General features: G+C 70.7%; 10 protein-coding genes. 4 read left to right on the top strand and 6 right to left on the bottom strand.

Annotated elements, in window-relative coordinates:
- Window positions 1-42 precede the first annotated feature (42 nt).
- Window positions 43-2,454, top strand: a complete 2,412-nt coding sequence (lon, locus tag WMF43_RS05930; protein WP_437678100.1) for an endopeptidase La — start codon at window positions 43-45, stop codon at window positions 2,452-2,454.
- 94 nt (window positions 2,455-2,548) lie between these two features.
- On the opposite strand, the gene WMF43_RS05925 is transcribed toward lon, so the two are convergent.
- Window positions 2,549-3,457: an N-acetylmuramoyl-L-alanine amidase family protein gene (locus WMF43_RS05925; protein WP_437678098.1), complete on the bottom strand. Its 909-nt coding sequence runs from the start codon at window positions 3,455-3,457 to the stop codon at window positions 2,549-2,551.
- Window positions 3,458-3,568: 111 nt separating this feature from the next.
- Window positions 3,569-4,792, bottom strand: coding sequence for an MFS transporter (locus WMF43_RS05920; protein ID WP_437678097.1), 1,224 nt, complete (start codon window positions 4,790-4,792; stop codon window positions 3,569-3,571).
- Window positions 4,793-4,901: 109 nt separating this feature from the next.
- On the opposite strand from WMF43_RS05920, the gene WMF43_RS05915 reads away from it, so the two are divergent.
- Window positions 4,902-5,948, top strand: coding sequence for an MBL fold metallo-hydrolase (locus tag WMF43_RS05915; protein ID WP_437678095.1), 1,047 nt, complete (start codon window positions 4,902-4,904; stop codon window positions 5,946-5,948).
- Between the two features lie 228 nt (window positions 5,949-6,176).
- On the opposite strand, the gene WMF43_RS05910 is transcribed toward WMF43_RS05915, so the two are convergent.
- The 3 genes from WMF43_RS05910 to WMF43_RS05900 all read right to left on the bottom strand — a co-directional run bounded on the left by WMF43_RS05910 (window position 6,177) and on the right by WMF43_RS05900 (window position 9,688).
- Entirely contained in the window at window positions 6,177-8,495 is a 2,319-nt protein-coding gene (locus WMF43_RS05910; protein ID WP_437678094.1) for a beta-L-arabinofuranosidase domain-containing protein, read from the bottom strand.
- Complete coding sequence (locus WMF43_RS05905) at window positions 8,492-8,716, bottom strand: hypothetical protein (RefSeq protein WP_437678092.1); 225 nt, start codon at window positions 8,714-8,716, stop codon at window positions 8,492-8,494. Before WMF43_RS05905 ends, WMF43_RS05910 begins: the two co-directional genes overlap by 4 nt.
- 612 nt (window positions 8,717-9,328) lie before the next feature.
- Entirely contained in the window at window positions 9,329-9,688 is a 360-nt protein-coding gene (locus WMF43_RS05900) for a DUF1330 domain-containing protein (RefSeq protein WP_437683954.1), read from the bottom strand.
- Window positions 9,689-9,897: 209 nt separating this feature from the next.
- Here WMF43_RS05900 and WMF43_RS05895 point away from each other — a divergent pair, with 209 nt between their 5' ends.
- Window positions 9,898-10,812 (top strand): LysR family transcriptional regulator, encoded by a 915-nt coding sequence (locus WMF43_RS05895; RefSeq protein WP_437678090.1) that lies wholly within the window; start codon window positions 9,898-9,900, stop codon window positions 10,810-10,812.
- 584 nt (window positions 10,813-11,396) lie between these two features.
- The gene (locus tag WMF43_RS05890) at window positions 11,397-12,026 is read left to right on the top strand and encodes a DUF7674 family protein (protein ID WP_437678089.1); all 630 of its coding nucleotides are present in this window, start codon (window positions 11,397-11,399) and stop codon (window positions 12,024-12,026) included.
- Between the two features lie 18 nt (window positions 12,027-12,044).
- Here WMF43_RS05890 and WMF43_RS05885 read toward each other — a convergent pair whose 3' ends face one another.
- Complete coding sequence (locus WMF43_RS05885; RefSeq protein ID WP_437683953.1) at window positions 12,045-13,718, bottom strand: hypothetical protein; 1,674 nt, start codon at window positions 13,716-13,718, stop codon at window positions 12,045-12,047.
- Window positions 13,719-13,986: the final 268 nt, after the last annotated feature.

Raw genomic sequence — 13,986 nt, 5'->3', positions numbered from 1 at the left:
GTACGGTCCTCGGTGGCATGAGGTTCGCACGACGCTCCGGCCATGCCCGAGCGCCGATCCATGCCCGTGCTGTCGTTGCGCGACACCGTCCTCTTCCCTGGGATCGCGACGCCCATCACGGTCGGACGGCTCAAGACGCTCCGCGCGGTGGAGGCCGCCCTCCGGATGGAGGGAGAGGACAAGCGCATCTTTGCGGTCGCCCAGCGCGACGCGGCCGAGGAGCCCACGCCGGCCGGCCTCTTCTCGGTCGGCGTCATCGCGCGCATCGCCCAGGTGCAGCGGTTCGGCTCGGGCCTCCAGCTCGTGCTCTACTGCGAGCGCCGGGCCGCCGCGCCCCGGTACACCGAGCTGGACGGCGTGATCCTCGCCCCCGTGATCGAGCTCGGCGATCTGCCGCTCCGTCCCGGCGCGGACGACACCCTGGAGGCCTTGTCGCGCGAGGTGCGCGAGCGTGCCGTCGAGTACGGCCGACACCGCGGCGCGCTGGAGGACGTGCTCAAGCAGTTCGTGAGCAGCACGTACGGCCCGGCCGAGCTCGTGAACCACATCGCCTTCTACCTGGACCTCCCGACCCCGGAGAAGCAGGCGCTGCTCGAGACCCTCTCGACGGAAGAGCGGATGCGCACGCTCGCCGCGCACCTCCACCGGCAGATCGGCATCGTAGAGACGCAGGAGAAGATCCGGACGACCGTCGAGGAGGAGCTCGGCGAGCGGCAGCGGGAGCTCTACCTGCGCGAGCAGCTGCGCGCGATCCAGAAGGAGCTCGGCGAGGAGGACGAGGAGAACGCCGCGGCGCGCCTCGCGCACCGGCTGGAGCGGCTGAGCCTCCCGCCGGAGGTCCAGCAGGAGACCCGGCGCGAGCTCGCGCGGCTCCGGCGCATGGGACGGGAGACATCGCCCGAGGCGCAGGTCCTGATGACCTGGCTCGAGTGGGTGGCGGATCTGCCCTGGACCCAGCGGACCGAGGACCACGTCGATCTCGAGCTCGGGCGGGCGATCCTCGACGAGGATCACCACGGCCTCGACGACGTGAAGGACCGGATGCTCGAGTTCCTCGCGGTCCGGAAGCTGCGCATGGAGCAGGCGCGGGGCGAGGGCGAGCGGGGCCGCGCGATCTCGCGCGGCCCGATCCTGCTCTTCCTCGGCCCCCCCGGGACCGGCAAGACGTCCATCGCGGAGTCGATCGCGCGGGCGCTCGGGCGCAAGGTGATCCGCGTCTCGCTGGGCGGGGCGCGCGACGAGGCGGACATCCGCGGCCACCGGCGCACCTACGTGGGCGCGATGCCGGGCCGCATCCTCCAGGGGCTCAAGCGGGTGGGGACGAAGAACCCGGTGATCGTCCTCGACGAGGTCGACAAGCTCGGCGCCTCCTTCCAGGGCGATCCGGGCGCGGCGCTGCTCGAGGTGCTCGATCCCGCGCAGAACGACGGCTTCGTCGATCACTACCTCGGGCTGCCGTTCGACCTGTCCGAGGTGCTGTTCATCTGCACGGCGAACTTCCGGGAGACGATCCCGGCGCCGCTGTTCGACCGGATGGAGACGGCGCTGTTCGCCGGCTACACCGAGCAGGAGAAGCACGAGATCGCCCGGACGTACCTGCTCCCGCGGCAGCGAAAGGAGTGCGGGCTGCGCGAGGATCAGCTGCGCGTGAGCGCGGAGGCGCTCGGCGAGATCATCGGCGGCTACACGCGCGAGGCGGGTGTCCGTCAGCTGGAACGGACCCTGGGCGCCCTGGCGCGAAAGGCGGCGCGGAGGATCGCGGGCGGGGAGATCGCACGCGCGGTGGTGAGCACCGGAGGCGACGTGAAGGAATTGCTCGGTCGCGCGAGGGTGCGCCCCGAGCGAAAGCTGCAGCAGGATCAGCCGGGCGTGGCGACCGGCATGTATTACACGCAGACGGGCGGCGACATCATGCACGTCGAGGCGAGCGTGATGCCCGGGAAGGGCGACTTCGTCCTGACGGGGCAGCTCGGCGACGTGATGAAGGAGAGCGGCCGGGCGGCGCTGAGTTATGCGCGCGCGCACGCGGCGGAGCTCGGGGTTCCGGCCGAGCGGCTGCAGCGGCGTGACGTGCACATCCACGTGCCGGCGGGCGCGGTGCCGAAGGACGGGCCGAGCGCGGGCGTGACGATGGCGGTGGCGCTGGTGAGCGCGCTGTCGGGCAGGCCGGTGCGGAGCGACATCGCGATGACCGGGGAGATCACGCTGCGGGGGACGGTGCTGCCGATCGGGGGCATCAAGGAGAAGGTGCTGGGGGCGCACCGGGCGGGGATCCTCGAGATCTTGCTCCCGGCGGACAACGAGGCGGATCTCGACGATCTGCCGGACGACGTGCGGCGGTCGCTGGAGTTCTACCTGGTGAGCACGCTCGACGAGGCGATCGCGCTCTGCCTGCGGCACCGCCCGCTGCGCCTGGAGGAGCCGGGGCCGATGCCACACGCGCGGGCGTCCTGAGGGGCGTGGCGGCGGGGGGCGCGGCGGCGGAGGGGCCGGCGCGGGGGTGCGGGGCGCGGGGCTCAGGTCGGCGGCGGAGGGGCCGGCGCGGGCCTCAGGTCGGCCGCCGCGAGGCCGGCGCGGGGGCGCCGCCGAGCGCGTCGGCCAGCGCGGCGGCGGACGCGGCGGCGAAGGCGTCGAGGGTGGCGGGCTCGGTCCAGCGCGTGGCCTCGCGGGCGTCGAGCGCGTGGTGGGTCTCGATGAGGATGGACGGCATGGTGGGGCGGCGCAGCACGAAGATGCGCTGCCCCTGGGGGCGCCGGTCGACGAACACGCCCGGCTGCGCGGCGTCGGGCTCGTAGAGGCCGGTGTACGCGGCGCCGCGGTAGGCCAGGAGCCCAGCTTCCTCCATGCGCCGGGCGAAGGCGCGCGCGAGCGCGAGCCGGAGGGCGCAGAGGGAGGGAGAGCCCTCGTCGGACCAGAGCACGGCGAAGCCGGGGGCGGCGAGGCTGAGCGGGCACTGGAGGTCGGGCACGGGCGCCCACGCCTCGGGCTTGCCGCGCACGTCCGAGTGCAGGCTCACGAAGGCGTCGGCGCCCCACCGGGCGGCGTCCTCGACGCGCTCCGGGTACGGGAGCGGCCGCTCGCCGGTCCTGCCCACGCGCGCCTCGAAGCGGCCCGTCGCGTTGAGCCGGACGGCGAGGGCGTGCGCTGCGGCGAGCGTGAAGTCCTGCTCTTCGAGGCAGTAGCAGGAGGTGTTGCCGGTGTTGCCCGGCGCGCCGTGGCCGGCGTCGAGGTAGATGCGGCGAAGGCCGAAGTCGGGCGGAAACACGGCCACCGGGGCGGTGAGGCGGGCGCCGGGAAAGGGCCAGCCGCTCGGCGCGATCGGGAGCTTGAGGGCGCGGCGGGGCGCGGCGCGGCGCGGGCGCACGGCGGGGAACGTCCGGGACAGGGCGGCGGCGCCGGCGGCGCTGGCGCCGAGGAGCGCGAGGAGGCCGAGGACGTGCTGCCTGCGTGAGATCACCGCGGGGAGGGGTGGTAGCAAAGCGGCGGTGCCGCGTCAGGTTCTTGGCAAATGCGCACGTAAGCCCTCTCCCCTTCTTCGTCTCCCGGCTCGAGCCGAACACCCCTCTCGCTACGTCGCCGCCATCTTCCTCTCCCTCAGCGGAACGAGCAGCGCGAGAAAGGCGACCGAGAGCGCCGTTCCCAGCGCGAACAGCCCTGCATACCCGAGCCGCTGGGCGAGCGCGCCCGAGACCCACGTCGCGGGGGATTTGCCGAGCACCTCGACGCTGGCCAGCACGGTGTAGTGCGTCGCGCCGACCGATCGCCGCACCCGCGACATCATGAACGCGAAGATCGCGGTCGTGAGGGCGCCGCCGAAGAGGTGCTCGGCCACGGTGACCGCGATGACCGCCTCGGCCGTGGGGTGGCCCGCCGCGGCGAGGTACCACTCCCCCGCCATCGCGGCCGATCGCAGCGCCGAGGTGATCCCCACGGCGGCGAGCAGCGGGATCCGCTGCGCCAGGAGGCCTCCCGCGAGCGATCCGGCGAGCGACGCGGCCATGCCGTACGTGCCCACCCACAGCCCGATCTGGGCCCGCGAGAAGCCCGCGTCGACGAGGAACGGCTTGAACATCATGTCCACCATCGCCTCGCCGAGCTTGTAGGTGCCGAGGAACGCCACGAGCCAGAGCGCGCCCGGCTCCCGCAGCGCGCCGAGCACGGCCTTGAGCACCTCGGCCAGCGAGCGGCGCTCGCGCGCCAGGGCCGCGCTCGCCGGGGGCTCGCGGAGCGCGAGCGCCGCCAGCACCGCGAGGAGGACGAGCGCCGCCATCGCGGCGAACTGGCCGCTCCAGCCGATCCGGGCGCTCGCCCAGACGAGCAGCCCGCCGGCCGTCAGCATCCCGGCCTTGTAGCCGACCACCTGCGCGGCGTTCGCCAGGCCGAGCTCGCCGCGCCCGAGCAGATCGATCGCGAGCCCGTCGACCGCGATGTCCTGGGTGGCCGCGAGCAGGTTCATCAGGAACACCAGCCCGAGCAAGGGGCCGAGCTGACCCGACGGCGACACGAGCGCGGCCGCGAGGCACGTGAGCGCGAGCAGCACCCCGAGCGGCACGATCCACGAGCGGCGCCGGCCGAACCGCTCCCACCCGAACCGATCGACGAGCGGCGCCCAGAGCGCCTTCGCCACCCAGGGAAGCGAGAGCGCGCCCGCGAAGCCCACGGCGGTGAGGGACGCGCCGCTCTCGCGCAGGAGGACCGGGAGCGCCGTCGCCTGGAAGCCGAACGGGAGGCCCTGCGAGAAATACAGCGCCGAAAGGACGGCCAGCTTGCGGGGGCGCGAGGGATCGACCACGAGGCGGAATCGTAACCGAGCGGACGATCGGCGGTCGCCCGAAACAGGGAGACTCGCGCGCGAGGGCGACAGCGATGGCGAGCGCGACGGAGGAGGCGAGCGCGATCTCGTGCTCGCGCTCGACGATGGCGGCGCGGGCGATGGCGAGGATGGCGGCGAGGGCGATGGCGAGGGTGGCGGCGCGGGCGATGGCGAGGGTGGCGGCGAGGGCGATGGCGAGGGTGGAGGTGATGACGACAGCGATGAGCAGGCCGCGCGGGATCCCCGCCTCGTCCGACCGGCCGGGCGGACGCCGATGATCGCCGACGCCTTCTCTCCGCGCTCGCTCGCCTCGGGCGGCGCCGTCCGGGTGCGGTGGCTGGGCACCGCGGGGTTCGCGATCGAGCACGCCGGCGTGGTCGTCCTGATCGATCCCTACGTCACGCGCGCCTCGCTCCGCCGTTGCCTGCTCGAGCGGCTCGTCCCCGACGCCGCCGCGGTGGCGCGCCACGCGCCGCGCGCCGACGCGATCATCGCCGGCCACACCCATTTCGATCACGCGCTCGACATCCCCGCGATCGCGCTCCGCACGGGGGCCACGGTCTTCGGCTCCCGCTCCGCGGTGGCGCTCTGCCGCGCCTCCGGCGTCCCCGCGGAGCGCGTCCGCGACGTCGAGCGCGCGCCGGGCGGCGAGCCCGTGATCGCCGAGGTCGGCCCGTTCCAGCTCCGTTTCCTCCCGAGCGCCCATTCGCCCCTGATGCTCGGCCGCGTCCCCTTCCCCGGCGACATCGCCGACTGCGATCAGATCCCGCTCCGGGCCGAGCGTTACCGGTGCGGCGCCGTCTTCGCCGTGGAGATCCGGGTCGCCGGCCGCCGCCTCGTGCACCTCGGCAGCGCGGAGCTCGTCGAGGCGAGCTTCGACCGGAAGGAGCCCGACCTGCTCCTGCTCTGCGTGGCCGGCTGGACCACCTCGCGCGACTTCCCCGAGCGCGTCGCGCGCGCGATGTCGCCCCGCGCGGTGCTCCTGTCGCACTGGGACAACTTCTTCCTGCCGCTGGATCGACCCGCCGTGGCGCTCCCCGCGATGCAGGGCGCCCGGCTGGCCGAGCGGCTCGGCCGCGCGTCGCGCGACACGAAGGTCGGCGTGGTGCCGATCCTGGGCGAGGTGTGGATCTAGGGCGGCGGACGAGATCGAGAAGTTCACGGCGCGCTTCTGGTCGCGCATCCAGGAGCGGCGCGAGTACGAGAAGCGCTGAGGCGCTTCGAGAGCGCGGAGCGCTTCAGCCGAGCCGTCTGCCCGGGCACGTCGCCCAGACCTGGTTCGCCGCGCCGTGGGTGCTCTGCGCGACGCGCCGGTCGGGAGGGGCTGGCCCTCCGGCGGCAAGAGGCAGGCCGATGTGGAGGCTCATAGCGCACCAGAGATCCGCGACCCCTGCGGCGCCGCACGACGTCTCCCCCGGCGCCACGCGACCAGGCCAAGGCCGAACAGCGCGGCGACTTGCCAGCGTCCCGACGAAGCACGATTGAGGCTGCAGGAACAACCCGAGCTGCCCTGGTCCGTGGTGCCACCATCCGCGCCCCCCGATCCACCGGAGCTGCCCTCGGACGCCCCGCCAGCCGATCCGCTGCCAGTCGATCCGCTGCCAGCCGTTCCGCTGCCAGCCGTTCCGCCGCTTTCCGAAGGCGAGACGTCATCGCACAGCTTGCCAGTTCCAGGAGGGGGCGAGCACTCGTCGACATCCGGGATGTTTTCACCCGCCGTCCCAGTGAGACGGAAGTAGATGCCGTACCTGTCTGCGTATCGCTGATAGTGCGGAGTGAACGTCAACGTGCTATCGGAGTCTGTGTTCCGCAGCGTGAACTCCGCCGTATCCGGGGTCCGGACCAAGTTGTTCTCGATGTCGGCGATCCACTCGTTGATCGTGATGCCGCTATTGATACCGATGGTGTCTTTGATGACAACACCAGGAGGGATGGTAGCCTTCTCAGATGCCCACTGGGGCTCCGACAGCATCCTCTCCGTCCCGAGACCGGCGCTCAAGACGACCGGTCCGTAGACGAACGCCACCGCATTGGGGTTGTCGGGAAGCCTCGACACCTTCACCTCCATCGGCAGCGTGAGCTCCACCTTGTCTCCGGGCTGCCAGGTGCGGGCTACCGTGAGATAGCCGTTCGCTTCCGTTGCGTCACATGCCTGACCGTTGACCGTAACCGTCACGGGCTGACACGAAGCAACCCAGGAGGGCTTTCTGAAGTTGATCGTGACCGCATCGGCCGGGGCAGCGGCGATCTCGAAAACCGCCTTGTCGGAGAGAGGGAAATTGGAGGTCTGCTTCAACGACAGTCCCCGCGCGGACCAAGTCAACGTCGAGCTGAGAAACATGTTGACGTACAGATCCGTATCGCTGTGGAAATACAAGCTGTCATTGAGCTTGGTATAGTTCTCCATGCCGGTGCCGTTGCAGCACCAGAACGTGTCCTCCGGCTTGCCGAACACCTTGAAATACCCCGTCCCCATCGGCTTGAAGTAGGTCGTCATCCCGTTCGTCGGATTGACGGCAGACATGATTTCGTTGATGTGGGTCTGCTCGTAGTAGTCGGCGTACTTGACGTCCCCCGTGGCTTTGAAGAGCCCTCTCGTGAGCTTCAGCATGTTGTACGCATTGCACGTCTCATTGTTCACGTTGTCCCTTTGCGCGTCCAGCTGCCTGGGCTCGTGAAAATGTTCGAGCTGGCTGTTCCCACCGGTGACATAGGTGTGATCCCTCAACACGATGGTCCAGAACTGCTCTGCCGCGGTGTAGTAGAAGTTCTCCGTCTGGCCCAGCGTCCGATAGCGGTTCAGGGCGCCGATGAACTTGGGGATTTGCGTATTGGCATGCTTGCCTGGCAGGATGTTGTTGCCTTGGGAAATCGGAGTGAAGAGCGAGTCCTCGTCGAAAACGTGGGCTGCCGCCAGGTGATTGGCGTTGTTCGTCAACCTGTACAGATCGTACAGGCAGTCGTTCATACCGCCGTACTCAACGCCCAGGACCTTCCTTCGAAGGTCCGCATTCCAGGTTGAGCTGCGATTGTAAGTCCAGTCCCCCAACCTGCTCGCGATTGCTAGGGCGGTTGGATTTCCTTCGAACTCGTAGACGTCGATGAGGCCTGCGATGATCTTGTGCATCGTGTACCACGGCGCCCAGCTGGAGCCGCTGGCCTTCCCCTCGATGACGTCAAAATGCGTCTCCGGCGACGCGAACAGGTACCCCCTGGGACTCGCGTCCTGGAACGATTTCAGCTGGCTGATCGTGTAGTCGATCTTCTGCGCGATGGCGGCGCTTTGCTCCGCGTCGGAGCTCTTGAGCTGCTTGTACGCCCGCGCCATGGCGGACATGTAGTGGCCTATCGTGTGCCCGCGCAGGAGGCTCCAGCCGCCCTCCCACCCGCCGTAGAGGCTGATGCCCGGCGAGTTCCCAGGGTCCCTCCCCTCCGACACCGCCTTGAAGCCCGCCAGAAGTCGGTTGGGGTCGAGGCTCATGATGTACGCGAGCTCTTTCGAGGAGACGTTCTGGTAGTACGCGTCGGTCACGCTCACCTCGTCCAGCTCGAACTCCTGCAGCTTCTCGACGGAGTCCGTGGCGGACGCCACCCCTGGAGTGAGGGCCCCAAACAGAAGCGAAGCAGTCAACGCGGCGGCGCCCGAGAGCGAGCGCCGGTACTGCAGGATTCTCTTGCTCATGATAGCTCCTTCCAGACATCGAACGCGTCGCACCTAGGAAATCCAAAGCGAGACCACGCCGCGCCAAGCAGCGACGAGGCCTCCGTCATCGCGCCGAACGAGACCGACATCGCGAGGCCGATACAGAACGCCAGCAGCGGGCGGCGACCACCGGCTACCAGCGTGCCCACGAGGACCGTCGTGAGCGCGACGACGGAGCCGACCGAGAGGTCAATCCCCATCGTTCGGCGATCGCTCCCGCGACGACCGAGCGAACAGAGTTGATGCAAAAAATCGATCAGACGACGAAGGCCTCGGTACGCGCGGCGACCCGAGCAAGGCGCAGCACCAAGGACAGCCCTCGGCCCGAATGTGAACGATCACATGGCCACCGTCAATTCCAATCGACAGGCCCGTGAGTATCTCGATCCCGAGGGAGCACGAGGCTGGCGGGGCTCCTCCGGAGCGCCGCGGCGAGAGGGGCGGGCGCCTTCCGCGATCGATCATCGCCGGCCCGATGCCCGCCCCTCTTGACGCGGCGCTCCGGGAGGAGACCTGTCTGCCATCGGGGCGCGACGGCGGCCGACGGCGGCCGTTTCGAATTGACATCGCTTTTGTGAACGTTCACATTACGGCTCTTAGGCCCCCCTTCGGCGCTGCCCAGGACTGGGGTCGTCATCGCGGCGCCGCGTGGAACACCGTGTTCCGACGCCCCACGCCCGCCTCGAGCGGGTGACTTCCAGCCGAGGACGGTCGATTACATGCCCGAGGGTCTCACCGAGCGCTCCTGGTCCCGCATCCAGGAGCGGCGCGAGTACGAGGAGCGCTGAGGCGCTTCGAGAGCGCGGAGCGCTTCAGCCGAGCGGGTGTGTCGGCTGGAGGACGGCTTCGCTGAGCGCGGAGAGGCGCACGGGGTCGGCGCGGTGGTACTCCGGGTCGGCGATCATGTCCGTGAACGCCCTTCGCGAGGGATACCGGACGAGGGCGACGCAGTCCCAGGACTGGCCGGACTCGGCGCAGAGCGCCGTCTTGCCGTCGCCCGCGTAGAGGATCTCGCCGCCGTGACGGGCGAGGACGGGGCGCGCGAGCGCGATGTACTCGAAGTAACGCTCGCGGCCGCCTTCGGGGCGGAAGCGGAGGAGGTTCAGCATGACGACGGGCTTGCCGTCGTCCTCGCGGACAAAGCGCTCGAGGTCGGAGGGGGTGATCGCGATCATCTTCTTCAGCCTTTCCTTCGGGATGTCGTGAACATGACGGTGCTCTTGATGCGGCCACGCCGCGGGTACGTCTCGTAGTTGGCGACGCGGGGATCGGCGGAGGCGGTCGGCGCCGCCGGACGGGGCGCCGGGGCGCAGCCGATCGCGAGCGCGGCGAGCAGGCCCGCCATTGCGGCGCGCCGCGAACGCGCGCATCGTCGCGCGGCATGGCCGCGATCGACTTCGAGGTGTCCGTCCCGCAGCTGCGGTGCTTCCTCGCGGTCGCGGACGCGGGCTCGGTCGCCGAGGCCGGGCGCCGGCTCGGGATGTCCGCCGCGAGCGTGTCGAAGGCGATCACGCGGCTCGAGGACGGCGCCGGCGTGAGGCTCCTCCATCGCTCGACGCACGCGCTCTCCCTCACCGACGCCGGCGAGGCGCTGCTCGAGCCCGCGCGCGAGGCCGTGCGCGCGGCGGAGGCCTTCGCCGAGACGGCCGCGCACGCGTCCGATCGCGGCGACGGCGGGATCGTGCGGCTCACGGCGGCGACCGGCATGGTCCGGCACGTCCTCGCGCCGCTCGTGGGCGAGCTCGCGCGCGCGCACCCGGACATCCGGGTCGACATCCGCGTCACGAACCGGGTGCTCGACCTCGCCGAGGGCGGGATCGACCTCGCGATCCGCTCCGGCCCGTTCGACGGTCTGCCCGGGCACGTCGCCCAGACCTGGTTCGCCGCGCCGTGGGTGCTCTGCGCGACGCCGGGTTACCTCGCTGGCCGCGCGCGCCCCGCGTCCCTGCGCGATCTCGACGGGCACGACCTCGTCGCCTTCCGGAACGGCAGCGGGCGCGTCTTGCCCTGGCCGCACCGGGACGGCAGCTACGAGCCGAAGGCCCGCTTCACCTTCGACGACGGCGACGCGGGCTTCAGCGCGATGCTCGCCGGCGCCGGCATCACCTGCACGCCGCTCTACCTCGCCGCGGCCTCCCTCCGGAGCGGCGCCGCGGTCGAGGTGCTCGCGCCGCTCCGCGCCGAGCCCGTCCCGATTTCGCTGCTCCGCCGCGAGCGGCGCCTGACCCCCGGCCGGCTGACGAAGCTGCTCGCGTTCCTGAACACGCACGCCCCGGACCTCTCCGACTTGCTCTGAGCCCACGCCCGGACTCTGGCAGGCGGCGGCGGCGCGCTGTAGACGCGGGCGGGGAAGGGCAGTCTTGCCCTCGCGGAAACGGGAGCCCCTGCAGAGGAACACGGCGACGTTCCGGCGCGCCTTCGGGATCACGCCCGGCGCCTTCGCCCGCGTCGCCCGCCGTGGCCACGCGCCGCGCGCGGTGGTCGAGCGATAGGCGACGCGCCGCTCGCGGCGATCGAGCGAGAGGAACGCGGCGCCCTTTCTCCCTCGCGGCCGCTAGTCTTCGCCGCCGTGCCCACATGACCCTGGCTTCCTTCCTGGCGACCACGCCCTTCCCTCCCCGCGCGCCCCTCCCGCCGCACGGCGCTCGGGACCTGCCCCTCCTCGCGCGAACCGCCCAGGGGGCGCCCGGTGATCTCGTCTGGCCGGGGCTCTTCCCGCGACCTCCCGCCAAGCTCGCGCGGCTCTTGTTGTCGTCGCGCGGGTACTTCCCGGCTCCCTCGGTCCTCGCCGCCGCGCAGCACGCTTACCGAGCGGACGACCCTCGTGGTCCACGCGCGAGACGCTCCTACGATGCCCACGACGCATTCGCTTGTGCGCTCGTGCATCCAGGCCTCGATCCGAAGGTGCGGGCGGAGCTCGTGGAAGCGACGATCGGAGACAACGCCCCCGATCGTGGGTGGCGCTCGCGGCGCAAGAGCTTCGCGATCCTCCGCTGGGCAGCCGCGAACGGTCACGTCGATCGCGCGCTCTTGCCGGCGCCTCTCGCGGAGCGCGCAGCGCCCCCACGCCCGCCGGAGAAGCCCGCGCTCGATCCCCAGCCCGAAGGCGCCGCAGCCGCGATCGCGTGTTTCGCGGCCGCCTGGCCGCGCTTTCGCCAGAGGCTCCACGCCGAACGCAAACACGGATCGTGGTTCGATTACACAGGCATCGCCGAGATGGGACAGCGGCACTTCCACGCCTTCGCGAGCGGCTGCAAAGCGCCCTGGGTGCGAGCGGTGTTCGACGTGATCGAGCACGTGCTCGTCCACGGAGACGATGCAGCCCAGGACCTCGTCCTGGTGGGCCTGATGGAGGCCGTCCAGGGAGAGGCCTACCGCGCCGGACGAGCGGGCGACCAGTACGAAGCCAAGCTCGGCCCACGCGCCGCCAAGGCGTGGGCCGACCTCATCGAAGGGTGGACGGGAGAGGGGATCCGCACGCTCGATGCATGGCGGAACAAGGCGCCGTAGTCCGGCGCCCATGACGCGTCAGCGGACTTCGAACGGCTCCGCCGCGCACACCATGGCGCCGTCGCCCCTCTGCCCGTGCTCGTTGCCGCCGGCGCAAACGACGCCGCCTGCACGGGTGCGACCACAAAGGTGGAATTGCCCCACCTCGATCTCGACGATGTCGGTCATCCCTTGAACATTCTCCATCGCCTTGCCGGCGCCCACGCCCCTCAACTGCTCTTCGCAAGCCACGGTGCCGTCTCGGCGGAGCACACACACCCGACCATTGCCGTGCGCGACGGCGACGACATCCGAGCCGAGGTTCGTGAGCTTGGCGGGAACGAACGGGCGCTTTTTGTCGTATATCGCGGAGCCCCAGCCGAAGACCGTCCCCTCCGGGGTCACGTCGTACATCGAAAACGATCCGGCGAAGAGGGTGCCGCGTGGGCCGAGGTTCGGGATCGTGACCGGCGTGTACGAGGACGCTCCCATGGTCGGCAAACCTATCACCCCGTCGTAGTTCCAGCCCCAGCAACGCACCCGCCCGGCGCGGTCACGCAAACACGCGTGGCTCGTCCCCACGGCGAGTTGCTCCGCGTCACGCGCGGCCGTCCGTGGGGGTACTACGTGGTCATCCGGCGAGACGGGAGCAAGATTGGAGGCGTGAAAGCAAGAAACCGCGCCGTCTCCGTGACGAAAACACATCGGCACGGAGCCACCCACGACATCCACGACGTTCGTGAGGGATGGCACCGGGCGCGGCTCCGGCATGACGTTCGAATAGGACCTGCCGTCGAGCAGTCCCCAGCAGGAGACCGTCTTGTCGGCCAGCCCAGCGCAGCAGATCGATGCTGAGCACGCGAGATCCTGCGCGTTCGAGAGGCCACGCACCCGTACGGGAACCGCACGATCCACCACCGTCCCGTCGCCCAGCTGGCCGAGCACATTTTCGCCCCAGCAGAAGGCGGCCCCGTCGTCGCGGAGGGCGCAGTTCGTATCGTCGCTGATCGTGAGCTGCCGGATGTTCGTGAGCCCTTTCACCGGCTGGGCGCTCTGGCCACGCCACGGCGAAGACATCGTGCCCAACATGTAGTTGCGCAGCTCCGGCCGAGCGCCCCAGCAGACGAGCCGGCCATCGCGGGTGACGGCGCAGGCTCGCTGGGGGCCGGCCGAAAGCGAGACCACGTCGCGGAGCCCAGGAACCTCGAGCGCTCGCTCGGACGTTCGCACCCCGCTGTCCAGCGGGGAGGGTTGACCGAGCTGGTTGCAGCTGTTCAGGCCCCAGCAGCGCACGCGCCCGTCCTCGCCGAGCGCGCACCCGCCCTGGTGCACCAGCGCGAGCAGCTTGGACCCTCGAAGGGCGCCCTCGTGCCACTCGGCGGACTCCAGACGCGCGTCGTAGCGGACGATAGCGCAACGCCAGTCGCCGCCTTGCCGGAGCTTCGCGCAGAGCCGGGTGCCGTCGGAATTCATGCGAATGTCGTCCACCGCGCCCCAGTCCTGCGGCAAACGCCAGGGCTCGGAGCGGTCGTCGGAGCGGTCCCGGGCCCAGGTGGCGCAGTCGGCCGCGCCACTCTCGGTGAGAAGGCAACGCGTGAGGCCTCCGACACGGATCTTGGACGCGGCGCCGGGCTGCTCGCGCTCCCGATGGATTCGCACCTTGCTCCAACCCTCCTGACCCCAGCACTCGGCGAGCCCCTGCTCGGTGCGCACGCACGCGCGTGTCGTCTCGATCTCGAGGGATGCGACGCCCGTGAGCCCATACAGCGCGATGGGCCTGAGGTGACAGGGGCGCGCCGGCTCTTCGCCGCAGGTCTCGAGGGCTGCTTGCACCGACGAGAGGGTGTTCGGCCAGTGGCCCCAGCACCACACGGTGCCGTCTCGTTTGACCGCGCAGGTGCTGTCGCCGAAGGCGCGGAGCTCGCGCACGTCCCGCAGGCCCTCGACGTCGCGGAGCGCGCTGGAAGGCTCCCGATCGCCG

Source organism: Sorangium sp. So ce131 (assembly GCF_051519095.1).
Lineage (GTDB): Bacteria > Myxococcota_A > Polyangia > Polyangiales > Polyangiaceae > Sorangium.
Note: the sequence above shows the minus strand (reverse complement) of the source record. Positions and strands in the feature narration are given on the sequence as shown.